The sequence below is a fragment of the Streptomyces sp. NPDC003248 genome (genome assembly GCF_055563235.1).
Genome location: NZ_JBVHDT010000009.1, coordinates 175861 through 199764 on the forward strand (window position 1 = coordinate 175861; position 23904 = coordinate 199764).

Annotated in this window: 15 protein-coding genes; 4 read left to right on the top strand and 11 right to left on the bottom strand. The window is 66.9% G+C overall.

Annotated elements, in window-relative coordinates; all coding sequences use genetic code 11:
• Positions 1 to 358: 358 nt before the first annotated feature.
• The 4 genes from ACZ3KJ_RS22160 to ACZ3KJ_RS22175 form a co-directional block, all read right to left on the bottom strand.
• A complete protein-coding gene (locus tag ACZ3KJ_RS22160; RefSeq protein WP_467529315.1) occupies positions 359 to 1411 on the bottom strand; it encodes a methyltransferase in 1053 nt (350 codons plus the stop codon).
• Between the two features lie 165 nt (positions 1412 to 1576).
• A complete protein-coding gene (locus ACZ3KJ_RS22165) occupies positions 1577 to 2770 on the bottom strand; it encodes a cytochrome P450 family protein (protein WP_467529464.1) in 1194 nt (397 codons plus the stop codon).
• 789 nt (positions 2771 to 3559) lie between these two features.
• On the bottom strand, positions 3560 to 4216 hold the full coding sequence (locus ACZ3KJ_RS22170; protein ID WP_467529466.1) for an ATP-dependent Clp protease proteolytic subunit: 657 nt from the start codon (positions 4214 to 4216) through the stop codon (positions 3560 to 3562).
• A 61-nt stretch (positions 4217 to 4277) separates the two neighbouring features.
• Positions 4278 to 4874 (bottom strand): ATP-dependent Clp protease proteolytic subunit, encoded by a 597-nt coding sequence (locus ACZ3KJ_RS22175; protein ID WP_467529467.1) that lies wholly within the window; start codon positions 4872 to 4874, stop codon positions 4278 to 4280.
• Positions 4875 to 5533: 659 nt separating this feature from the next.
• On the opposite strand from ACZ3KJ_RS22175, the gene ACZ3KJ_RS22180 reads away from it, so the two are divergent.
• From ACZ3KJ_RS22180 to ACZ3KJ_RS22190, 3 genes are all read left to right on the top strand, one after another.
• Entirely contained in the window at positions 5534 to 6259 is a 726-nt protein-coding gene (locus ACZ3KJ_RS22180; protein ID WP_467529316.1) for a dienelactone hydrolase family protein, read from the top strand.
• 969 nt (positions 6260 to 7228) lie between these two features.
• On the top strand, positions 7229 to 10483 hold the full coding sequence (locus tag ACZ3KJ_RS22185; RefSeq protein ID WP_467529318.1) for a type I restriction-modification system subunit M: 3255 nt from the start codon (positions 7229 to 7231) through the stop codon (positions 10481 to 10483).
• Positions 10484 to 10941: 458 nt separating this feature from the next.
• Positions 10942 to 16263 carry a sacsin N-terminal ATP-binding-like domain-containing protein gene (locus ACZ3KJ_RS22190; RefSeq protein ID WP_467529320.1) on the top strand — a complete coding sequence of 1774 codons (5322 nt, stop codon included), beginning with the start codon at positions 10942 to 10944 and terminating at the stop codon, positions 16261 to 16263.
• A 380-nt stretch (positions 16264 to 16643) separates the two neighbouring features.
• Here the strand turns inward: ACZ3KJ_RS22190 and ACZ3KJ_RS22195 are convergent, their stop codons facing one another.
• From ACZ3KJ_RS22195 to ACZ3KJ_RS22215, 5 genes are all read right to left on the bottom strand, one after another.
• Positions 16644 to 17630 carry a tyrosine-type recombinase/integrase gene (locus ACZ3KJ_RS22195; RefSeq protein ID WP_467529322.1) on the bottom strand — a complete coding sequence of 329 codons (987 nt, stop codon included), beginning with the start codon at positions 17628 to 17630 and terminating at the stop codon, positions 16644 to 16646.
• A gap of 168 nt (positions 17631 to 17798) precedes the next feature.
• Complete coding sequence (locus ACZ3KJ_RS22200; protein WP_467529324.1) at positions 17799 to 18005, bottom strand: helix-turn-helix domain-containing protein; 207 nt, start codon at positions 18003 to 18005, stop codon at positions 17799 to 17801.
• A 764-nt stretch (positions 18006 to 18769) separates the two neighbouring features.
• Positions 18770 to 19558, bottom strand: coding sequence for a WbqC family protein (locus ACZ3KJ_RS22205; RefSeq protein ID WP_467529326.1), 789 nt, complete (start codon positions 19556 to 19558; stop codon positions 18770 to 18772).
• A complete protein-coding gene (locus tag ACZ3KJ_RS22210) occupies positions 19500 to 20168 on the bottom strand; it encodes a YdcF family protein (protein WP_365169386.1) in 669 nt (222 codons plus the stop codon). Before ACZ3KJ_RS22210 ends, ACZ3KJ_RS22205 begins: the two co-directional genes overlap by 59 nt.
• Positions 20169 to 20184: 16 nt before the next feature.
• Positions 20185 to 21291: a helix-turn-helix domain-containing protein gene (locus tag ACZ3KJ_RS22215; protein ID WP_467529328.1), complete on the bottom strand. Its 1107-nt coding sequence runs from the start codon at positions 21289 to 21291 to the stop codon at positions 20185 to 20187.
• Positions 21292 to 21439: 148 nt separating this feature from the next.
• Between ACZ3KJ_RS22215 and ACZ3KJ_RS22220 the strand changes: the two genes are divergently transcribed.
• Positions 21440 to 21835, top strand: coding sequence for a hypothetical protein (locus ACZ3KJ_RS22220; protein ID WP_467529329.1), 396 nt, complete (start codon positions 21440 to 21442; stop codon positions 21833 to 21835).
• A 101-nt stretch (positions 21836 to 21936) separates the two neighbouring features.
• On the opposite strand, the gene ACZ3KJ_RS22225 is transcribed toward ACZ3KJ_RS22220, so the two are convergent.
• Together ACZ3KJ_RS22225 and ACZ3KJ_RS22230 are read right to left on the bottom strand one after the other, a co-directional pair.
• Positions 21937 to 22422 (bottom strand): TrmO family methyltransferase domain-containing protein, encoded by a 486-nt coding sequence (locus ACZ3KJ_RS22225; protein WP_100829610.1) that lies wholly within the window; start codon positions 22420 to 22422, stop codon positions 21937 to 21939.
• A gap of 75 nt (positions 22423 to 22497) precedes the next feature.
• Complete coding sequence (locus tag ACZ3KJ_RS22230; RefSeq protein WP_467529331.1) at positions 22498 to 23886, bottom strand: Tat pathway signal protein; 1389 nt, start codon at positions 23884 to 23886, stop codon at positions 22498 to 22500.
• Positions 23887 to 23904: the final 18 nt, after the last annotated feature.

Consider the following 23904-nt stretch of genomic DNA (forward strand, 5'->3'; position numbering starts at 1 on the left):
AGGCGGACGGGGCGACGACAGGGGTGACGGTGATGCGGTCCGGATCAGGTGTCGGCAGCGCGGGGCGGCGCTCAGCGCCGTTGCGCGGCCGTGCGCGGAGCCGTACGGATGCGTGCAGCCCGCACGCACGCGTGCTGCGAGGAGGGACGGGACGGGCCTGTACGTTGGCGAACGGCGCCCGGGTGGGAGAGCGGGAACGCATGGGTGCACGGACATGAGGACCCGAAGGGTGCGTCACCCGGGCGCAGGGCCCCGTCGAAGTGATCCGGCCGCGTCCCGACGGGTGGGCCGCCCCCGTGTCAGACGGTCGGAGTCGTCCGCCTGACGGATCGGCAGGGCGGCATGGAACGGACCGAAGTCATCGGGCGATGGGCTTGCGGGCACGCAGGATGACGTCGAAGCGGCCCGGGTACTGGCGGTCCATCGGCTCGAAGCCCGCTTCGGTGTACCACTGCTCGAATTCCTGCGCCGTGTAGATACGGCCCTCAGGTGACGCGATCGTCTGGACATACCCGGCCATGAACGCGGCGTGGGCGGGCCCGGTCTCGTCGTCGTCCTGGGCACACGCGACGATCACCATGTGACCGCCCGGCTCCAGCGCGCGGTACGTCTTCGCGAAGAGGTCGCGGACCTGATCGGGTGACCAGATCTCAAGGAAACGGGAGTAGACGACGCAGTCGTGGGACGAGGGGAACTCGTCCTTCCAGATGTCGGTCCCGACCGCGTTGATGCGCTCGGAGAGGCCGGCCTCGGCGATGCGGGCGGCGGCCATCTCCGCCACGTTGGGAAGTTCGAGGATGGTCGCCTGAAGATGCGGCCAGCGCTGCGCGAAACCGATGGAGTTGGTCCCGGTGCCTCCGCCGACGTCCAGCACCTTCTTGTACGACGAGAAGTCCACGGCGTTGACGAGGTCCTCGACCACCGAGCGACTCTGGTGCTCCATCATGGCCGTGAAGACCTGCTCCAGGTTCTTGTCCTCTCCGAGGAGCTCGTAGAGCGTGGTCGCCGGGGAACCGGCGAGCAGTTCGCGATGCAGCCCCTCGTTCGCGTTGTTCACCAGCGACTCGTGGAGCCAGCCCATCGGCTGGTACAGCATCTCGTGGGTGTAGCGGACGATCACCGGCATGAACGCGTCCTGGTCGCCGGCCAGCAGGTCGGTGGCCGCGGTGTTGTGGTAGCCGTCGCCCTCCTTGCGTACGAGGCCGAACGCACAGCAGCCGAGGAGCAGCACGTGTCCGGCACGTTCCTGCAGCCCGAGCTCGGCGGTGATCTCGTCGAGACTGCGGCCCGGCCGGTTCTTGAGCAGGGTGAAGAGTTCAAGACGCATGGCGGCGTGCATGAACGGGAACCTGAAGCTGGTGTACACCAGCTTCCACAGGTCGTCCAAGGCCGCTTCCGACGATTCCTTCACGGTTTGTCCTCCACGTTTCTTGCAGATCGCGAGCAAAGCGCTTTCGGCCATGGAGTAGTCGAGTTCCGCAACGTCCAGTTTTCTCAGGTTGATGCTCGATGCGGAATAGACATACGGCGTGCCGCAACCGCTTACCCGCCCGTCAGCCCGCCCGCGGCGGGCGTGTCACCACCGCACCGGCAGCTCCCGCACCCCCCGGATCAGCATCCCCGGGAGCCACTCCCCCGGCTCCCCGTCCGCCGTCAGGTCCGGGCAGCGCTCCAGTAGCGCGCGCAGCGCCACCTCGCCCTCGAGGCGGGCGAGGGGGGCGCCCAGGCAGAAGTGGATCCCGTGTCCGAAGGAGAGATGGCTCCGGGCATCGCGCCGTCGTACGTCGAAGCGTTCCGGATCGGGGAAGCGCGCCGGGTCGCGGTCCGCGCCGGCCATGGTGATCAGCACGATGGCGCCGCGCGGCACCCGTACGCCACCGATCTCGGTCTCCTCCAGGGCGATGCGCGGCGTGGTGGTCTCCACCGGCCCGTCGTAGCGCAGCGTCTCCTCCACCACCCCCGCCGCCAGCCCCGCCGGATCGGCCCGTACGGCCGCCATCTGCTCGGGGTGCGCGAAGAGCGCGCGCACCGCGTTGCCGATCGTGTTGACCGTCGTCTCGTGCCCGGCGACGAGCAGCAGGAAGGCCAACGAGACCAGCTCGTCCTCGGTGAGCCGGTCGCCGCCCTCGTCGACCGTGTGGACGAGGGCGCTGAGCAGGTCCTCCCCGGGGCTCTCGCGCTTGGCGGCGATGAGCCCCGTGAGATACGGCATGACCTGCTCGTACGCCTCCTTCTCCGCCTCGGGGCTGGTGGGCGCGAGGGTCTCGTTGGACCAGGCGTGGAAGGCGGCGCGGTCCAGGCCGGGGACGCCGAGCAGTTCGGAAATGACGATCATGGGGAGCGGGGAGGCGAACGCGTCGATGAGGTCGGCGCGGCGCGCTCCGTCCGCCGTCATGCGGTCCAGCAGCTCGTCGGTGATCTCCTGGATGCGGCCCCGCATCCCCTCGACCCGCCGGGCCGTGAACTCCCGCGCCACCAGCCCCCGCAGCCGGGTGTGGTGGGGCGGGTCGCTCATCAGCATGTTGGCGTTGCCGAGCATGTTCAGGGCGTACGGCGGGCTCCAGCCGGTCTGCCGCCACTCGCGCTGCCAGTCCCGGCTGAGCTGCGGGGCGGTGAAGGCCTCGCGCGCGGCCTCGTACCCGACCACGAGCCACACCCGGCCCCTGTCGGGTGTGACTACCTGGTGCACCGGGCCGCGCTCGCGCAGCCGCGCGTAGGCGACGTACGGGTCGGCGGTGAAGTCGGGGCTGAGCGAGGCGAGCACCTCGATCCCGCCGGGGCTGTCGGGCCGGTCGGTTAAGTCGGGTAACGCGGGATCGGCGGCGGATTTGTCGGTCTCGGTCACGACGGAATACCTTCCCTCAAGCCCGGGTCACCGGCCCCCGCCGACCATCCCGAGCACGGCCGCTCACTTGACAACGCCGAAGCGGGCATGAGGCTTCGCCTCGCCACGGCCGTTCACATAGATGGTTTCTCTGGCCGCAGATACAACACCAAGCCCGGTGATCCCACAAGGTGTTGAAGGTTCTCGCATCCGCACCAGTGGCGTGAATCATGTGCTACGCAACCGCTAAATCCCTGGCCAACGCGGCCTGATGATCAGGACTCGGTCGAACACAGGTCCGCCCAGCGGCTCAAAGTCGTCTGATGGAAACTCTGGCCTCTGACGCCCCTGCTCACCTCGAACGTCGCGACGGGATGGCCAGCGGTTTAAGAACTTCTGACATCGCGTCGCCGACCACGGTAAAGCTGCCGTCAAGGTTTCCGGAACACTCACGAATTCCGGGCCACGCCAATGAGCCCGGCGAGATACCTCTTCGCTTGCGCCGGGCTCACGGTGTTCGGAAGGGTGCGCAGCGCTCAAGCGGCCCGGCCCCGGTCCATGGGGCCGGGCCGCGGCTGCGCAGCCAGGGCCTGTTGCGAAAGTCCCGTCGTCCGCCCGGAGGGCGTGCATGGCGTCGCCAGGCAGACGGGACTTTCACAACAGGCCCTAGGGGCCTGGGACGCCTGCCGGCCGCACAGCGAGACGGCGGCGGCAGCGCAGAAGGAACGGGAGGAATCAGCGGACCCCTACGACCGAACGCGGGGTCACCACCTGGTCGACGATCCCGAACTCCAGGGCCTGGTCCGCCGTGAGCACGCGGTCGCGCTCGATGTCCTCGTGGACCTTGGCGACATCACGGCCGGTGTGGCGGGCGAGGAATCCCTCGACGAGCTCTCGCTGGCGCTGTATCTCGCGGCCATGGATCACCAGGTCGGAGATCTGGCCCTGGCTGCCGGGGCTGTGCGGCTGACTGAGGACGACCCGGGCCCCCGGTAGCGCCAGGCGCTTGCCGGCCGTACCCGCGGCCAGGATCACGGCGGCCACCGAGTTGGCCTGCCCCAGGCAGACCGTCTGGATGTCGGGCTGCACGAACTGCATCGTGTCGTACACCGCGGTGAGCGACGTGAGGTCGCCACCGGGCGAGTTGATGTACATGGAGATGTCCCGCTGCGGATCCAGCGACTCAAGGCACAGCAACTGGGCCATGACGTCGTTCGCCACAACGTCGTCGAGCTCGTGGCCGAGGAAGATCACACGCTCCTCGAAGAGCTTCGCGTAAGGATCGTACTCCCTGGTGCCCTGCGCGGTGCGCTCGACGAAGCGCGGCGTCACGTAGCGGCTCTCAGGGCGCAGACGGCCGGATCCGGACGGACCCGCCGCCGGGGTGGACATGGACGTGCTCACTGGACTTGGCCCTTCTGGGGATGGCCGAGCGTGCCGGTCAGGAAGGCGACTAGGCGATCGATCCGGGGGCGGGGTGATTGTCGCCCGACGACAGGACTTCGTCGATCAGGCCGTACTCCTTGGCCTCGTGGGCGGTGAACCAGCGGTCCCGGTCGGAGTCACGCGTGATCGTCTCGGCGTCCTGGCCGGAGTGGTGGGCGATGAGCTCGGCCATCTCCTGCTTGGTGCGGAGCAGTTGGTCCATGTAGACCTTGACGTCGGAGGCCGAGCCCCCGAGGCCCGCCGAGGGCTGGTGCATCAGGATCTTGGTGTGCGGCAGCGCGAAGCGCTTGCCCTTCGTACCGGCGGTGAGGAGGAACTGCCCCATGGAGGCACAGAATCCCATCGCAATGGTCACGACATCGTTCTTGATGTACTGCATCGTGTCGTAGACAGCCATACCTGCGGTGACCGAGCCGCCCGGCGAGTGGATGTACAGGTAGATGTCACGGGTCGGATCCGAGGCGAGCATCAGCATCTGCGCGGTGATGCGGTTGGCGATCTCGTCATCGACTTCCTTGCCCAGAAAGACGATCCGGTCGTCGAGAAGGCGGTTGTAGACCGCATCCACGCCAATGCCGTCACCGTTGACGCGGGCATAGGGCATCAACTGCTGTGCTTCGAGAGGTAACTGCCGATTGATCATCCGTTCCACTCCTTTGTTCGCGCGCGGCACCTTCGACGGACCAGGACTCTGTCCGTCAATCCGGTGCCCACCAGGCGTAGAGGCAGGTGCGCTCGCCCCCCACCCCACGCACCGTGAAGCTAACACGTAATTCAGCCCGCACGGTTGGGCAAAGGCGCCCGCTTCGCTGACAGCAGAGAACGCGCACCGCACTCAAGTGGCTTGAAATCTGGGGGATACATCTTCCCTCTCCCGGTCGGAAGAAGGCCCGGGCCACGAGCCCGCCCACTCATTCACGGGCACATAGGGGAATAATCGGCGCCTGGATCAGGCCAGAACGAGACGCCGGCCCGGAAAGGCGGGACGGTCCGTACGCGACACCCGCCCACGAACAACGCACTGCCCGTTCCCCGATGGCGACTTCATGATCACAGGTCCACGCAAGAGGAATGCCGACCCCGGTGTTTCACTGCCCCCTCCTCACTCTGCGTCAACACCGGTACGCGCGTGACGTCAGCCGTCCGGTCGACCCACAGGCGGCAATCCGCGCAGGGAAACTGCACGTCAGACGCATACCGAGCCCTCACCATCGGTGCCATCCGCCGTCCGGAACGGCTCCTCGGTCATTACGTTCTGTTCGCATGACGACGGTTACGACGCGCACGGTCACTTATCCGGCCGACGGCCTGACCATGGTCAGCCACCTCGCGCTCCCGGCCGGCAGCGGCCGTCGGCCCGCGGTCCTGATCGGCCCCGAGGGACCGGGGCTGAACGACTTCCAGCGGCGCCGCGCCGACGCCCTGGCCGAACTCGGCTATGTGGCACTGGCCTTCGACATCAACGGCGGACGCTGGTTCACCGACCCCGAGGAGATGCTGGCGCGCGTCACCCCTCTGCTCAGCGCCCCACGGAGGATGCGGGACATCGGCCACGCGGCCCTCGGCATCCTGCGCGCCGAACCGCGCACCGACCCCGACCGGATCGCCGCCATCGGTTACGGCACCGGGGGTGCGATCGCGCTGGAACTCGGCCGCGACGGCGTCGACCTGCGGGCGATCGGTACAATCAACGCACTCACCACCGGCCGGCCGGGCGAGGCGGCACGCATCCGGTGCCCGGTGTGGGCCGGGGTCGGATCGGAGGACCCGATCATGCCTCCGGCACAGCGCGAGGCGTTCGCCGCCGAGATACAGGATGCGGGTGTCGACTGGCGTCTCGTGCTCTACGGCGGCGCCGTGCACGCCTTCCACCACCCTCCCGTCGACCAGCCGGTGGTCCCCGGCGTCGCCCACCACCCGCGGCACGCACAGCGTGCCTGGCGCGATGTCGTGGACCTGCTCACCGAGTGCTTGCCCTTGGCGGAATGACGCACAGGGCCTTCCCTCGGCGGGAAGCCCCTGTGGGTTCCGTCCATTCAGGCCGCCGCGGCCGCCGAGAACTGTCCTCGCGTGATCGGCTGGTCCACCGCTGACCACATGCGCACCCGGCTCGAAACGCGAGTCGCCCCATGGGCGACGCCTCACCTCGAAGGCTCAGACATGGCCGGAGCTGTTCCGCTGGCCGGCCTACTGCACCCAGAGTCACCGTCACTCCGCCCTCGGCCACCTCATAGCAGCCGAATGCGAACACCAATTGACCTCGTCACCATAACCACACCACCCAAGAGGCGCGTCTCTCGAACTAGCAGGTCAGACGACGTCTACGAGCCATTCAAGGCTTGCGGGGCCCTGCACGGCATGCACTTCGGGAAACAGGTCGAGCACCATCGGCCACACCTGAAAAACCCAAGAAAGTCGCAGGTCAGAGTGCCTTTGCGGCAGGCTCCAAAATAGCCACGCACTCCACATGATGCGTCATCGGAAAGGGATCGACCTGGACGGGTCACAAAAAAGACCAGGTCAGAGGCAGTCTATCCGCCCGTTGTCCCGCGTACGGGAACTCGGAGCGTCAAACGAGCGTCACTCCAAACAATCCATCCTCGCGCTTCGCGACAGGCCGCCCGCACGAGAACCGACACCGCGCCAGCTGCGAAGGACGAGAGGGATTGGCTGGAGTGAACCGAGCAGTGCTTCGTCAGGTCTGGCGTTCATGTCTGGTGCGGAGCGCATTGCAGATATGAAGTCTGGGCAGGTGTGGCAGCTTCGCTGATAGAGAACGACGGCTGACGGCCGGTCGGCTGATCGACGGTTGACGAGGGACGACCGACGACGGTGGCGACACGCAGGTCCCCAGGTATCGTCACCGGCATGTCGGCGTCGAGTTCTCCTCGTGGGCCGGCCCGGCCACCGCCATGGGATGATCAGTCTCATGGAGGGCATCGGCCTGCGGAGGACAGCATGAGTGACGGCACCGAGCATCTGTCCAAGCTCGTCTGGTCGGTGGCCGACCTGCTGCGCGGCGACTTCAAGTCTTCCGAGTACGGGCGGGTGATCCTGCCGTTCACGGTGCTGCGCCGACTGGACTGCCTGCTGGCCCCGAGCCGGCAGGCGGTGCTCGACGAGGCCGAGCGCACCGACGGTGAGCAGGAGCGTGAGCAGCGCCTGACGGCCGCCTCGGGTTGGCCCTTCTACAACTCCAGCCGATTCTCCATGGAGAGCGTGCTCAGCGAGCCGGATCACACCGACCGGTTACTCCTGGCCCATGTCGACGGGTACTCCCGGAACGTCAGGGAACTGCTGGACGGCTTCGAGTTCGAGCGGACCGTCAACCGCCTGCACCAGGCCCGACTCCTCTACCGCGTCGTCGCACAGTTCGTCTCGATCGACCTGGGGCAGATGATCACCGACGACCACATGGAGAGCCTCTTCGAGGAGCTCGTCAGGCGGTTCGCGGAGAGCGGCAACGAGGCGAGCGGGGAGCACTACACCCCCCGAGACGTCGCCCACCTGATGGCCGGCTTCCTCGTCTCCGCCGACTCTGACCTCCTGACATCGCCGCATGCCGTCCGCACCATCCTGGATCCGGCCTGCGGGACGGCCGGCCTGCTGACCGAGGCTGCCTCGTACATCGCGTTGATGAACCCCCAAGCGGACGTCACGCTGTACGGCCAGGAGATAAACCGGGAGTCATGGGCGATCTCCCGTGCCACCATGATGACCAGTGGTCGCCGGGCCTCGACGATCGCCTTCGGGAACGTCTTCGCCGAGGACGGGCACCAGGGAACCGCCTTCGACTACCTCGTCGCCAATCCGCCGTTCGGCGTCGACTGGAAGAAGAGCGAGTACGCGGTCCGGTCGGAGCACGAGCAGCTCGGTTTCGCGGGCCGCTTCGGAGCCGGTCTTCCCCGGATCAACGACGGCTCACTGCTCTTCCTGCAGCACATGCTGGCGAAGATGAAGCCGGTGAGCGCCTCGGGCGAGGGCGGCAGCCGAATCGCGGTCATCTTCAACGGCTCCCCGATGTACGTCGGGGGTGCGGGGTCCGGCGAATCGGACATCCGGCGGTGGATCGTGGAAAACGACTGGCTCGAGGCCGTGGTCGCGCTGCCCGACCATCTCTTCTACAACACCGGCATCAGCACCTACCTGTGGGTCCTCAGCAACCGCAAGCCGGCACAGCGCAGGGGCCAGGTGCTGCTGCTGAACGCTCAGGACCAGTGGCAGCGGATGCGCCGCTCCATCGGCTCTAAGCGCAAATACATCACGTCGGACCAGATCGCCGAGATCACCGGGCTCTACCTGGAAACCATATCCGCCGACCCCGCCCAGCAGCCGGACGACCGGGTCCGCGTCGTCTCCACCCACGAACTGATGTACCAGCGCATCACGATCGATCAACCGCTGCGGCTCAGGTACGAGCTGTCCGAGGAGGTCCTGACTCGGCTCGCCGAATCGCGCGTCATCCAGAAGACCCATGATCCAGCTGCCCTGGTGGCCGCCCTGCGTCCGCTGGTCGGCTCGACGTGGACGAGGGGCCAGGAGGCCGTCACGGCGCTACGCCGGGCGGTCGCCTCGGCCGGCCTAAGCTGGCCGCGCGGGAAGGTCTTCGAGGCGGCGGTCCGCAAGGCCGTCGGCGTACGCGATGGCGACGGAGAGCCGCAGCGGATCGGCGAGGCGTACGAGCCGGATCCCGAGCTGCGCGAGTTCGTCCACCTGCCGCTGCAGGTGGATCCGATGGACCACCTCCGACGCGAAGTGCACCCGACCGCTCCGGATGCCTGGATCGACGACAGCAGGACGCGGGTGGGTTGCGAGATCCCATCCGCGCTCTTCTACCGGCCGGAACTGGACGGCGAGTTCGAACTGCTGCGTAACCTGGCCAGGTTGGAGACCACGCGGGTCCACCCGCCGCAGCGCGGCGAGGAGCAGGAGGACGGCGCCGACCGGCCCAAGCACCTGCGCGCCCAGGACCTCCACGAGGCGGACTCGGCCGTTGAGCTCCCGGACGCGCCGGAGGATGGGGTGGCACTGACCCTGTGCTCGGGCGGCATGCTCGTCGGACGGCCGGGGAACTGGCGCCTGCTGCCGCAGGGCTTCGGCGAGGCGGCGACCTCGCTCTTCGTGCTGCAGCCGCTCCGAGGCAGCGGCCAGGCGCTCTGCGAGTGGTTGAACTCCCGCAAGGACAACGGTCAGTACCCCAGCGCTCGCGATCTGCTGGACACGCACGTCCCCGTCGACCTGGTGACCGACAGCGAGGTGGAGAGCCTCCTGGAGACCGTGCAGGAGGGGCGGCGCGCACTGCGGACCACGATGTCGGGAATCTTGCCCAACGTCTTCGGCAGCGGCGAAAGGGACGTCCAGGGGGTTCGGAACGAGATCAGGGCCGCCGCCCACGAGGCCGGCCTGATCGGCGAACTCGTGCGCCCGCTGGACGACCCAATCTCGCGCGCCGAGTGGAGCTTTCCGTACCACGCCGCCGCGCTATCTCGTCGGTACCGGGTCAGCACGCACCCGGCGGAGCGGAAGGACGGACTGCTCAAGCTGGGCGAGGGCCTGGCCCGGGTGCTAGGTGTGCTGGCGCTCACCGAGCTCGCCGCGTCGAACGGCTTCTCCCGGAACCTGCGCAAGCAGTTCCGGACCGGCGCCACCTTCGGCACCTGGCTCTGGATCCTCGATCGGCTGGAGGCCGAGGGAATCGAGCCCCGCATCCAACAGCTCGCCACCGTACGCGACCGGGGAAACGCACGCGCGCTACTGGGCCACATCAAGGATTTCAGAAACACCTCGCATCACGCGCACGGCGTCCGCGCCAGCCATCAGCTGGCGGAGGACGTCGAGCGGCTGGAACCGCACATCGTGCGGGCGATCAGTGCGGTCAGCTGGCTCTCTGGGACGCACTGGGACTGGGTGGAGCGGTGCGAGTACCTCGACGAGGGCTCGTACCGGATAGTCGGGCTCCGTCTGAGGGGCAGCCATCCCAGCTGGGAGCCGTTCGAGCGGTCGAGCACCCAGCCGCTTCGGCCCGACCGCATTTACGTGGACAGTGCCCCGTACGGCGCTCCGGTCGATCTCTGGCCGTTCGCTGTCGTCAGCCTGTGCGAGGAGTGTCGGACCCGGGAGCTCTTCCTACTCAATGAAGCCCGGGACGACCAGCTGACGCTCCGCAGCCTGGAGGAGCATTCGCTGGAGATGACGTACGGGCCGCCCGAGTAGCGGGGCAAAGCTGAGCGACCTGGCGCGGCTGCGCCGGGTGCGGGACAGGGTCTAGGCGACGCCAACCTCCGGCCGATCCGGTTTCACGATCTCCGCCATTCCACGGCGACGCGGCGCGTCGTCCAGAACGATTCGTCCCGACGTACCCGTCATGGACCTGTTCCGTCGTTCGACCGGTCGCCCGTGAGGGAGACTTCGGCGGTGCGATGGTGCGGTGCAGCGCCGTAGCATCTGTTACTGACAGTTAGGGCATGTGAAGTATCCTTTTGAGCCATCTCACGGCCGCCTCACATCCGGTGACTTCTGATCCCGAGCCACCACGCAGCTGTCTTTGGCCAGTCCATGGCTCATTACCAAGGTTGGCTAGAAAGAGCGAGCCTTGCTGCGGGCGGCCCCGCGCGAGCGCCATGGTTTCGGCACGCACCGGTTGAGTGCGTGGTCACTGAGGGGGATAAGTCATGTCATCCATGGGAGACGCGGAGGCTGGCACGGCCTTCCAGGACATCATCACGGCGTTGACGCAGCGGCGCATCCAGATCTACGAGCAGGCGGGCGAGGACTGGCGCTTTGCCGAGAGCCTGAAGTCGGTCAGTGAGGACACGGCCCAGGAGTACGAGGGTCGGGCCGTACTGGAGCTCATCCAGAATGGGCACGATGCCCTGGCCGAGTCCAGCTCCGGAAGGATCGCTGTCCTGGTCTGCCCGCATGCCGGCGAGAACGGTGTCCTGTACGTCGCCAACGAGGGCGCTGGATTCACCGACAGCAACTTCCGCGCGATCACGGAAGTCGCCCTGTCGGACAAGGGCGCCGGGGAGGGCATTGGCAATAAGGGGCTCGGATTCCGTAGTGTGCTCCAGCTGACGGACTGGCCCGAGGTCTACTCCAAGGCATCCCCGTCATCGGTGAAGTTCGACGGCTTCTGCTTCCGGTTCGCGCGTCCCGAGGACGTGCGCGAGCTGGTGGACGATCCGGAGCTGGCAGACCGGGTGATCGAGGACATCTCGCCGCTGGCCCTGCCAGTCCCGGCCCAGGACCCCGATGCCACGCTCATGTCCCTGGCCGCGGAGGGATTCTCCACGGTCGTACGTCTGCCGCTGCGCAACAAGCACGCGGTGGAGGCCGCGATCGCGCAAGCCACCGAAGCGATCGATGGCGAGGCACCGCTCCTGCTCTTCCTGGACCGGGTAGGTGAACTGATCGTGGACGTCCAGGACAGCGGGGACCGGGGCGGTCGCCGCGTACTGGCGCGCTCGGTGACCCCGTCCAGGCTGGTGGCCCGACAGGAGGGAGGGTGGGTCGAGGAGGTCGACCTCGCGGAAGGCGGGCGTTATCTGCTGGCCCGCCGCACGCTCGCCCCCGATGGGCTGCGACGGGCGATCGAACAGAGCATCGAGGCACGGGAGATCGACGCGAAGTGGCTGAAGTGGGAAGGCGAAGCCTGGGTCGGGATCGCGCTTCGGCTGGACGAAGACCTGGAGCGCGGTCTGCTGTACACCTTCCTCCCGATGTCGGATGCGGCCCGTGCGCCCTTCCATGGCCACGCCCATGCTCCGTTCTTCACCAAGCTGGCCCGGCTTCATATCAGTGAGGCTGTGGGTCTAAACGCGTTCCTCCTGGACCAATTAGCCGAACTTTGCATGCAGTTGGTCTCGGCACTGCGCGCCCAGGGGCCGTGTACCGCAGTCCGGCATCTCATCCTGGACCTCGTGTGCTGGGACGCCCCGGCCCGAATCGACAGGGTGCTCGACGGGAAGCTGGCGGACGAGCCAATCGTTCCCCTGGTCGGGGCCGACTCGTGGGGCACGCTTCGGAGTTCGTTCGCATGGCCCGACAAGAAGCGCCCCTGGAAGGTCCTCACCGCCGAGGCGCTGGCCGAGGCCGGAGGTCGCCTCCTCGATCCTTCCGTCGGGCCACTTCGGGAGACCCGTCTGCTCAAACTCCACCAAGACCTTCTCGCAAAGCTCATGCGCCCTTCGTCACGGACGGCTGCGGCGTGGGTGGAGCGCGTCGCCGAACGGTTGCAGCCCTCTGGAGAGGCACGGCCAGATCCCTTGTGGGCGGACTTCTACGACGACCTCGCGCAAGCGTTCGCCGACCACCCCGAAGACCTTCGCGGCCGACGGATCATCCTCGATCAGGACGGCCGGCTTTGGCCCGCGCTCGGTGGTGCGGAAACGGCCGGCAAGAGTGAGCAAACCGTCTTCTTCCATCCCGAGGACGAGGGCGGCAACGGCACCGCTCAGGTACCGAAGGCGCTGAAGGCCCTGCGTCGGCGGATGGCCTTCACTCATCCCGGCATCGCCTGGGGACGTCCCGGACGTACCTTCCTCGAAGCCCACCGGCTGGTACGCCCGTACCGGCCCGGCCGGGTCTTCGAGGCACTGAGGGATCTCCTCGCCAAGAGCCCCTCGGACGCCCTGTGCCGAGATGCCTTGTCCTTCGCCCTCCGCCTCTTCCCCTCACTCACCGAGGTCGAGCGCCGTCGGCTCCCCCAGACAGGCTTCCGCCTGCCCACTGGTGAGGGCGACTGGATCAAGGCGGCACGTTGCCTCTTTTCCCCCGCTTGGGGCACCGAGGGAGGACGACGCCTGGCGAAGTTCCTGGACGCGGGTGGCAACGAGATCCCGTCCCTGGCCGCCCTGCGTAAGCGCTGGCTCAGTGACCCCGACGACTGGCCCGTTCCGGTCAGCGACCTCGCGGCCTACGTCGACTTCCTCAAGGCCATCGGTGTCGGCGACGGCCTCCCCCTTTCCTGGGCCGGCGGCAGGCTCGGGGCAGCCAACGGCCGGGACATGGAACCGGGAGTCGTGGCCAGGAGACTGCCGCTCGGCGACGTGCTCGGACGGGTCTGGGCAAAGGACGTCGACCGTACGTGGAGCGGCTTCGCCCACCCCTGGACGCCGTACGAGTTCCGCCGGCAGCTGCCGCACCTGCCAGGTGCCGTCGAGGTCGCGGAGCTGGGCCCTGCCGCCCGCCGAGAGTTCGCGGAGTTGTTGTTCATCGGGCTCCGCACCTGGGGAGACACGGCCTTCACCGTCCCCCTTCACCGGCCCTACCACGACCGGAATCCCGACCCCCACACCTGGCCGAGCCCGCTCGCCTCCTTCCTCCGCTCGATGCCCTGGGTCCCGGTGGAGGGCAGGGACACCGACGGTCCGGCCTTCGTCCCGCCTAACCGTGCCTGGTTCAGCGCCGAAGGAGACCTTCCAGCGTTCGTCCCCTCGCTCCCCCTCTCGATCCGTCGGGCTCTGGCCGACAAGGCGGTACTCGAACGTCTGCGCCGCTGCGGTCTGCGATTCTGGGACGAATCCGAACACGCCGGGGCGGCCGTGCGGGACCTCGGCGCGATCGTGGCCGCGGGTGGGGTGCCCGACCACCTCAGCGTCTCGTTCAAGAAGCACTACGGGAGGGCGTGGTCCTATGTGGCGGAAAGCGGGCGCTGGCCCTGGTCGGCCGGAGAGCCGGTCCAGCTGGCGGTGGTCCGCGAGCAAACACTGACCACCCTCACGCCCTCCTCCGAGGGGGAACCGGTCTACGTCTGCGACGAATCCGACCCGCTTAAGGAGACACTCGTCGAACTGGCAGGTCATCCCGTCCTGATCGCCGGATCCGACGACGGCGCGAGGATCGCGAAGAAAATGGAGTCGGGCGGAGTGAACGTGGCCCGGCTCTCCGACGCGCGGGTGCAGGTGAACAACCGAGACAAGAAGCCAATCAAGCCGTCGGACGACCATGCCCGGCTGACCGAGGGCCGGGAGTGGCTGATCCTAGTAGTGGCCCTGGTGATAGAGCTCAAGTCCGGCGCGTTCCTGCGCCGGAGCGAACGCACAGTGCGCTCCCTGCTCGACCGGTTGCGCGCGATCCGGATCGTCCGGGCCGAGGAGATTGAGATCCTGATCGCCGGCGAGCGCGTGGAGCCCCCACCGACGACCCGCAGCCTGCCGCTGCCCCATCCCGCCCACCCGACCGTCGTCGTCTGGAACGGCGCCAGCGATAGCGACGGTGACTGGGACGAACTACAGGCGGCCACATCGGCGGTCACGCAGCTCCTCCACCAGCCGTCCTTGCAGGACGCCCTGGAGCTCGTTCTCGTCAAGATGCAGCGGCACTTGAGCGGCGAGATGCCGGACCACATCGACGACCGCACACTCGCGCTGTCGCTCGACACGACCGAGTCCAGGATCTCGGAACTGCGACGCAGCCTCACGAACGACTTGCACCACACGGTCCGGCAACTCCGCCCCGTCCTGGTCTGTCTGGCTGGCACCGACCGCGCCAGCGCGGTTTCCGAGGCCCTGAATGAAGCCACCAGCGAGGAGGAGCTGGTTGCCGTCCTCGGCGGGCTCCCGTGCATCCTCCCGCTCCCCGCCGCCGAGCTGCTCACCGTCGCTCGTAGCTCCACGACGCCCGCCGAGCTTCGCGAGGCCCTGGCGCTGGACTACCAGGCGTTCAACGAGGCGCTCGCCGCCCTCGGAGCCCCATACAAGCCCGTCTGCGACCCGGACCTCCACGACCGGACGTTCAGCGAGTTCCTCCGCGCACACGCCGATTCCATCCTGGACCGCCTGCGCGAGCGGTACGCGCCACAGGCCGCAGGAGGAGGCGACGTGGCCGCGTACGCAGCGGCCCGCCATATGGACGACCTCACTGCCGACCCGGACTGGCTGCCCCGCTTCGCCTCCCCTCCCGAGGAGCAGATGCGAGCACGGGTCGCCCACTGGCTGCGGTCTCACGGAGCCGAAGACGACCTGGAACGCGCGGGTGATCTGGAGCCCGTCGACGAGCTACGCAGCCTCAACACGGCAGCGCTCCACCGCTTGGTCTCCGTACTGACGAAACTGGTGCCCGCCTGGTGCCGTCGTCACCGCGTCCCCGTGCCGCCCAGCTGGAACAGCACCCCCATGATGGAGGCGCGGACCGCAGTGCACGGTTCAGGATTGGCCGACCTTCTCGTCCTAAGCGAGAAGCGGCTCCTGAGCGAGGTGGCCCGCAGCGTGGGTTGGCCGGCCGGCATGCCGCACAGTGCCGACCCCGGCTTCCTGGGCCTCACGGCCCACGACCTCGCACAACCGCCCGTGCCATCACCCGGCATCGTCGGATCCCGCGGATCCGTCCAGCCCACGATCAAGATCGGCGAAGAAGAGATCGTCGTGGGGCGGGACCACTTTGCAGCCATCGCCGACCTGGCGGCGCACACGGTCGACGAGACCTTCCTCGGGCAGTCCGGGAAGGTGCGTCTCGACATCATGGCGCCCGTACCGCAACCCCGCCGCACACCAGACGCACGGACGACGAGGGTCGTCGTATCGCGTAAGGCCCAGCTGACCGAGGAACAGAAGGCGGCCATCGGCCTGGTGGGCGAGGTCTCCGCACGCGCCTGGCTGGAGCGCCGGTACGCCGAGGTCCACTGGGTCTCGGGCTACGCCGCGGTCCTCTTCGAGGACGCGGCAGCATCCGACGCCCACGGCTACGACTTTGAGGTGGCCTACCGCGGCAGCACACGCCTTTACGAGGTGAAGGCAACCAGCGAGTCCTACACGGAGCAGATGGAGTTCGAACTTGGTGTCTCCGAGGAAAGGGCTGCGCGAGAGTACGCACGCAGCACCCGCTATCGGATCTTGCTGATCACCTCTGCCCTCGATCCAGAACGGCGACGCGTGCTCGAACTGCCAAACCCACTCGCGGCGGCCGGACGTGACCGGTTCCGGGTGGTAGGCCGGGGGCTGCGTTACCAGTTTTACCCAACAGATGGAGTCTCCCATCCGATCTCGAAGAAGTAAGAGAGTCAGTGCACATCGGTGACGGCAAAGGGAAATGCCATCGGAAACATGCCCCGATGTATCGAGGCGGGAGAACATACAGGTCACAGCGATAAGCGTCACGGCCGCAGAGTAATGCGGCCTCACAGCGAACCACCCCGGAGCCGACCGCCAGCTGCTACACCGTGCCAGCCCCAAGGCCAGTCAGGGCTCTGGTATAGGACCTGACCTACTCTCACCGTCTCGCCGTACCCGAACTTCTGCCCACTGGAGCACGATCACTAAGACTCGTCGGTGAGCCGCACACCATCTCACCGACGAGTCGGCCCACTCCCGTGACCCGGGCTTGAACGACACGAAACGACTTCACCCTGTCCAGTACGGACAGGGTGAAGTCACTTTTATGCAGCTATGGTCAACGGCGTCTCCAGACGTTCCCATGCCCCGAGAACAGCCTTGTGAGCGTCCGGCTGCAGGTGGGCGTATCGCTGCGTGGTCTGGAAGCTTTCGTGGCCGAGGAGGTGCTGGACCTCGTAGAGCGAGACTCCCTTTTGAACCAGCCACGAGGCGCAGGTGTGGCGCATGGAGTGCGGTGGGTAGCGCGGGACGAGCTGCTGCTCACCGTCGCCGTCAAAGTAGTAGGCGCCTTCCACAGCCGGCCACCAGGTCTGCCGCCGCCAGTTGCCGTCATCGAGGAGTCGTCCAGCCCTGCCCTTGGTGATGGTGGTAAATACCACCGCGTCACGGTCTAGCCCGTAGATGTGGCGCTCAAGCGCCTCCAGGACATGGGATGGCAGCGGAACTTCCCGGCGGCTCTTAGAACTCTTCGGGTACTCCTTGATGCCGCTCTTAGTGTTGACCTCCACCACGAACAGTCGCGAGCGACGCTGGTCGATGCGGTGTCGGTGAAGGCCGGAAAGTTCACCCCAGCGCAATCCGGTGTAGAAGCCGAGCAGGCACATCGTCCTCCAGGGGGACGGCAGTTCGTCCAAGATGCTCTGCGCCTGATCGAGTGTGAACCACTGCGGCGGTTTAACTGCGATCTTGGGCAGGTCGATGCTGCGGCAAGGGCTCACCGTGATCACGTCGTCGTCGACGGCCGCGCGCATGATCGAGGACGTCAGGTTGTAGGCCCGCTTGATCGCGGCAGCACCCGTGCCCTTCTCGACCAGGGAGCGGACCCAGCTCTGGACGTCCATTCGGGTGATGGCGCGCATCTCCCAGTCCGCCCAGTAGGGCATGACATGGTTTTTGATGCAGGAGGCGTCGCCTCGCATGGTGTGGCGCTCGACCACCCGAGCGCTCCACCAACGGTCGTGCCACTCACGGAACACCATTTCGCCGGCCCTCGGGTCGCGCATACCTCCGCGAGCGAACTGGGTTTCCATCTCGATGCCCCAAGCTCGCGCCTGAGCCTTGAGAGGGAATGACTCACTGAACCGGTCTCCTGTCCGGTTGCGTACGGTCGCCTGCCACTTGCCGGACTTCAACTTGCGCAGGTACGCGGCACTACTCCTTTATTCCGGGGACGGTGAGGACCATGCTGACAGCGAAGGTCAGCGGCGGGCGGGCGGGGAAGGGACTGATCTGCTGGTAATGAACTCCTCCAAGCAGGATGCGGGGACACGGACGCGCGAGCGGCCCGTTCCGGTGCGCAGGTCGACGACCGGAAGTTCCCCGGCTGCAATGAAGCGGTAGACAGTGCGGCGATCGACGTCCAAGGCGGCGGCGACAGCGGGAATGGACATCAGACGGGCAGGCATGGTGAGTCCTTGAGAGTGGGATGTGAAAGGAGCCGACGCATCGGTTCAGCTGGCCTGTTGAGCAGGAAGAGGCATTGCCACCTCCAGGCGGAGGCGTACTGGTGATGCCAGAAGGTCGCAGGCCAGCGACGCTCTTGTTCTCCTCTCAGGCTCAAGCGCTGTCCTGCGTTCGGTGCGGCTCCACCGCCAAGCACAGCCGACCGCGAACACCCTCAATGGTCGCCACGATCGCCGGTTTGGCTAACCGGCGATCGTGGTCTATGTTCCGGTCGCGCCAGGCAAGAAGCCGACCATCGGCTGACAACCACGGCACCAACTTCCAGGGCCGCTGAGACGCTCCGATGCTAGGGCCTGCTGGGTGAAATCCAAGCGGTAGGCACCAAAAGGAGAGGTCAACAGGATGATCAACCGAACTGATATGAGCTAGCACGCCTAAGAAGAAGATCCTCACCTTGCGAGCGGTGGGCCATTCACCTGCCCACATTCTTTCGAGGTCTTATAGATTGACATAGCCCCGCGTAGCGTTCCAGCCTTTGGACGTGCTTTCTCGTCTGCCGTGAGCGAATACTGAAGGCCACAGGTCCCTTTATGCCCCGGATACGCTTAGTTGCTGCGGGCTGCGGAGCTGTTTGGAGCGTTCTCACCGCTGGCTACGCTTTTCCCAGTAAGGACGAAATGACCGCCCGGCCGTAGATCGACCCGACCCAAGGAGTAGGACCGTCGCAGGCCGTCTTGTCACCGACCTAATGCGAATAGTTTGCATGTTAATCGGCGAAGCGGTACAAGGTGGCAACGGCGCGCACTTCCTTGGTTACGGCCCGGATGCCGTAGGTCATGAGGGGGTGCACGGCGCTTAGCTCGTGCCCGCCATCCCACACCCCAGATGCAGGCGTACGGAAGGGAACCACGCTTATCCCGTGAGCGGTGAAGGGGACCACACCGAGGTAGCGTGTACCGCCGGTACCGCAGATGTAGCTCCGGGCCTGGGTCACCGCTGCGAGGTCGGCGAGTCGCTGCGACCGCTCAGAGCGGGCGGGCAAACGACTGCTGTACAGGATGCGGCCCTTCCACCCCATCAGCCCGAGGAGCATCCGCGTGGATGCCTCGGCCACATCAGCAGTCTTGTCCGTTCGCCAGAACTCGTCGAGCACAGAGTCCAATTCCTCCCGGAAGAGCGGCCAGTCAGTGGAGCTGCCGTAGTGCTGCGCGAGCATGTGCATGACTCGCCGACGTGAGCGTTCCGGATCGACCAGAAGAGCATCCCGGATGAGGGTCGACCGACCATGAGGAAGGTGGGTAGGGATCGAGAGCCATTGACGTCGGCCTGGGTGGGACATGCTGGCCAGCCGGGCACGGTGCTGGTAGTCGCGGCGGGCAAACTGGACGTCTTCGAGCACGATCCAGTAATCCGCCGCGAACAGCTTGGCCAGAGTGTTCAGTCGCGGCAGGAAGTTCGGCTGATGGATCGCGCACAGCCCACCGGGCGCGGGGAGGTCATGAGGCGATGAGTCTGCTGGTGAATCCGGCGCGGATAAGGGACTCGTACGCGGCATGTACGTCCTCCGGGACATGCTGCTCGATGGCGAACCCGAGCTTCGGGTACTCGATAACACGCTGGAGGTCGCCGACGAGCATGTCGATGACGAGCTTCTCGTCGCCGATGCTCTTGAGGTAGTCGTCGAACTCCATGGACTCCGAGGCACAGGTCACCTCGACCTGGGGCCAGAGTTTGCGGGCGGTGGCGAAGGAGCGGCGCTCCATGTAGGGCTTGGAGACAAGCAGCACGGACTTCGGCGTGATGCCGGCGGATGCGAGGACCTCGCGGGACAGGGTGATGTTCTGGCCGGTGTTGCCGGCGTTCGGCTCCACGAGGATTGCGCTATCCGGCACACCTAGGGCGAGGGCGTGCTCGCGGAAGTGCACGGCTTCCCCACGGGGGAACACCTTGGCTGTGGTCGGGCTGTTGCCGCCGGTGAACACAAGAGTGGGAAACAGGCCGGCGCGGTACAGCTCGGCGCTGAAGGCGGCCACGCCGAGGTCGTGACTGCCGAGCCCGATCGCGACATCGACGGGGCCCACGTCGTGATGCATCTGGTGGAAGTCCCAGACCAGCTTGGCCTTGCTGATCTGCTCCTCGGTGATGGCCGGCTGGTTGTCGGTCACTCGCTTATCTCCCTGGTCACCATCGTGTGGGGCGGGCTGCCCCGTCGGCCGTCCTCCGGATGTCCGTGATGCTGCGGAGCTGGTGGCTCAGCCCGTACTGGGCCGCCTCCCTGGCAGCGTCGTCGAGGACGGGTAGCCCATCATCCAGGGTGGCGGGATCGGAGAGCAGGATGTGGCCATATGCGGTGTCCAGGCGTACCCGCTGCATGGGCGATTCCGTGACGCCCGTACTGCGTGCAAGGTCGATGAGGCGCAGGGCGGCATCGAGGTTCCCGGAACCGCGGTGAGCGAGGGCCAGCTTCTGTTGCGCGACCGACCAGTCCTCCTGTTCGGCGAGGTCCTCAAAGACGTGGACCGCTGTTTCCATCACGCTGACCGCATAGTCGTGGTTGCCGTCCTTGCTCAGAGCCGTGCCCACCCACAGACGAGCGCGGGCACGGTCACGAGGGGACAGTCGATCGTCGGCTGCCAGGTCCTCGTACTGGCGCGCCGCTGTCTCAAGTTCGCCGACCATCTCCGTGACGACGGCTAGGGAGAGATCGAGCTGAGCTACGCGGCGCGGGATCGCCAACTGCATATAGAGCGAACGAGCGTTGGCGTATGCGCGCTGGGCCGAGAGTGGGCCTACGACGGCCCCCTGGTCTCGCATCAGGTCTCCGTGCAGCGCGGTGGAACGTGCCAGCAGGGACAAGCCCCGTTCATCCAACTCCGAGGCTTTGTAGCGAGAGGTCCAGCGGTGCAGAAGTGATTCTGCGAAGGGAAAGTTTTGGCGGGCAAGGGCCACCACTGCGCGCTCCAGGTCGTCGGCCCACGTCTCGTAGTCCCAAGCTCGTGGGCGGGGAATGGTGACACGCCCGGTCGTTTCCGGAGGATTGTTCCCCTTGGCGAGTTTGGCGAGCTCTGTTTCGAAACGCACGTGTGTCTGCGCGTTCGCCTGGGCCAGCGCTGTATCCAAGATGGCCTGGCTCTCCGTATTGGGTCGCCGCTTGGCCAGAAACTTTTCCCAGTTGCTGACGGTATTGACCGAGACGCCCAGTCTTTCGGCGAAGGCGCGCACGCTCAAGCGGAGAGCCTTCCGGAGGGCAAGTGCCTCCAGGCCGGTCCATTCATGAACGGTCGCCACGTGCCACTCCTTTCCGTCGCCATCGAAGCACGCTGAGTCGCGCCAGGTGGACGGAAGTGGGACAGAAGTGGGACGGCCGTGGATTCCCCGACCGCCCGGCCGCCATCAGGCTCGAAGTGCCCCTCCGAAGACGGCCTGATGGACGGTCATGATCTTGGAACCCCTCACCGAACAGCGGCACGTCACCGGTCCGCTCGTGTTCGGCTACCTGCGCCTGGTGCGGGTCTCGCGTGCTCGTCAGCTGGCCCTGACGATGGCGATCAGCGACTACTGCCGTCGTCACGAGCTGACACTGGCCGGCGTCTACATGGAGCGTTGCTCTGCCACGCCGTCCGCGTTCGTGGGCATGCTCGATGCCCTCACGGCCACTCGGTCCTATGGGGTGGTACTTCCCACCCCGTTGCACCTCGGCCCCAAGGCCATAGCGGCTGAACGGCGCAGTCAGCTGACCGAAACCGGCGCCCATCTGCTGCTGATCCGTGGTGAACAGACGGCTCCCCCAGGCGAAGGCGCCGCAGCCGTCGCCGCCGGAGGCACCGAGTGATGAGTGCCTGCCGGTACAGCCCTGCGCGACCCTGGTTGGCGCCCGCTCGGGCGGCTAAGTCCCGGCCGGCCGCCAGCCTCGGTTACGGAAGATGCCTTGAGTCAGCGCTCGGCGGCGTGCCTCCAGTAGTCCTTCAGCATCTCGCCGGGCCACGCGGGCTGGGTGACGGGGCCGCGCGGCAGGAACTCCTTGAAGACCGCCACCAAATCCACCACCAGCGTGCCGTCGTCAGCGTCGAGGTCCGTCACATGCAGATCCCGTCCGTCGACGCGGAGCAACCGCGGGAACGAGGTCGCGAGGCGAGCCGGACGCCGGTGGTTGTGGTGCACGAAGGTTCCCGTCGCCGGCCAGTCCGGGTTGTCCCGCGGGCTGCGCGCGTGGAGGGCAACGTCCTCAGGAGAGCCGAAGTTGAAGAACCAGGTGACCTGGAGGTGAGAGAACTCCTCGATCCCCTGCAGGGTTTCCTCCGGGTACTCCGGGCGCAGCCGAATGATCGACTCCACACCGCCCTTGAAGTCGTCGAGGCGCCCCTTGTGGCCCCCGACCACCTCGGCGATCACCGGCACCTCGATGGACTTTGTGGACACGGGTTCCCCCTTCTCCGCTCGCGGCACGGCAAGGCGGTCAGCCACAGCATGCCCGCCTTCACCACCATGGCGCCGTCAGGCTACTCGTTCGAGTACGGCCTTGGCGCGCTCGTCGATCTCCGCCGCCACGCTGATTCCCCGATTACGGAAAGGGGACAGCATCCGGCGCATGTTCACGGCTGCCTCGCGTGCTCTGCCCGACTGGACGCCCTCCATCGCGTCCAGGGCCTGTGCCCACGTGTGGCACGCGGACTCCACGTTCCCCTTGCGGGCCTGCACAGTGCCCATGTAGCCCAACGTCACCGCGTGGGTCCGGCTGAAGGTGTCGGCCTTCCTGGTCAGCACGCTGTTGTTGAATTCTTGGAGCGCTCCGTCGAGATCGCCGAGCGTCCACAGGGTGCGGGCGGTCTCGTGGGCCAGGGAAGCCCGCTGGAAGAACCACACCCGACTCGGATCCTCGTCACCGACGTCCGCCGCAGCCAGGTCGTCCTCGGCGCGGAGAAGCGCTGCGATCGCGGCCCGCTTCTGTCCGTTGGCAGCAAGACTGCGTGCCTGCACCACTCCGAGCAGTGCCCGCTCGCGAGGGGTCGCGAGGGTGTACCGCTTACGCTCCACGGAAGCCGTGGCGAGGTCGACGGCAGCCCGTGGGTGGCCGAGATCCGTTGCCTGGTGAGCCATCGCCCGCAGGATGTGGCCAGCGAGGGGAGCGTCGTCGGCTTCCGCCGCGAGCTTCAGCGCCAGCGTGAAGTAGCGCCGCGCGGCCTCATGGTGAGAGGCGTCGAAGCTCATCCAGCCGGCGACGTACACCGCCTCGGAGGCAGCGGCGAGGAGGGCGCGACGAGTGTCGTCGCTGGTGAATACCCCTCCGACGTACCTGGCAACGTCGTCGACGAGGTACTGGTAGAGGGCCGTGCGGCCATCCATGCCGCCGTGTCGCTGGTCTCTTCGAGAGAAGAACTCTGTCATCTCACGCACAGCGCTGACTTCGGCGGCCCCGACCCTGCGGCTCGTCGCGGCGGGGCGGGACTTTGCCCGCTGGGGAGCCTCATCCCACCACTGCTGTCCAGGCAGAACCAGGCCACCCACCGAGTAGGCGGCGCCGGCCAGCAATCGGCGGCGTTCGAGATCCACGTCGCTTCTCCCAAGGTCTACCAGCGCAGTCAGCGTATCGACGTTCCACTCCGATGCTGCGGCTGCACCCGCGTCCGGCGCGGAGAGCCCAATCTCGGCTGGCGTGATGGGGCGTTGGAGTCGTCGGGACAACGTCTCGCACAAGATAAGGGGCGCTCTGCCCGAGGGCTGTGTTCCCGCCACCCACATGGCGATGTGCGAGCGGCTGGTGCCCAGCAGTTCCCTCGCTTCCACCTCGGCCGCGACCCGCACAAAGGCAGCCGCCACTTTCTGCTGCGACCAGCCTGTTTCCGCGATCGCGTCGGCCAGCTTCACGTTCCGCTCGCGCGCCATCGTCTACCTCGGTTCACC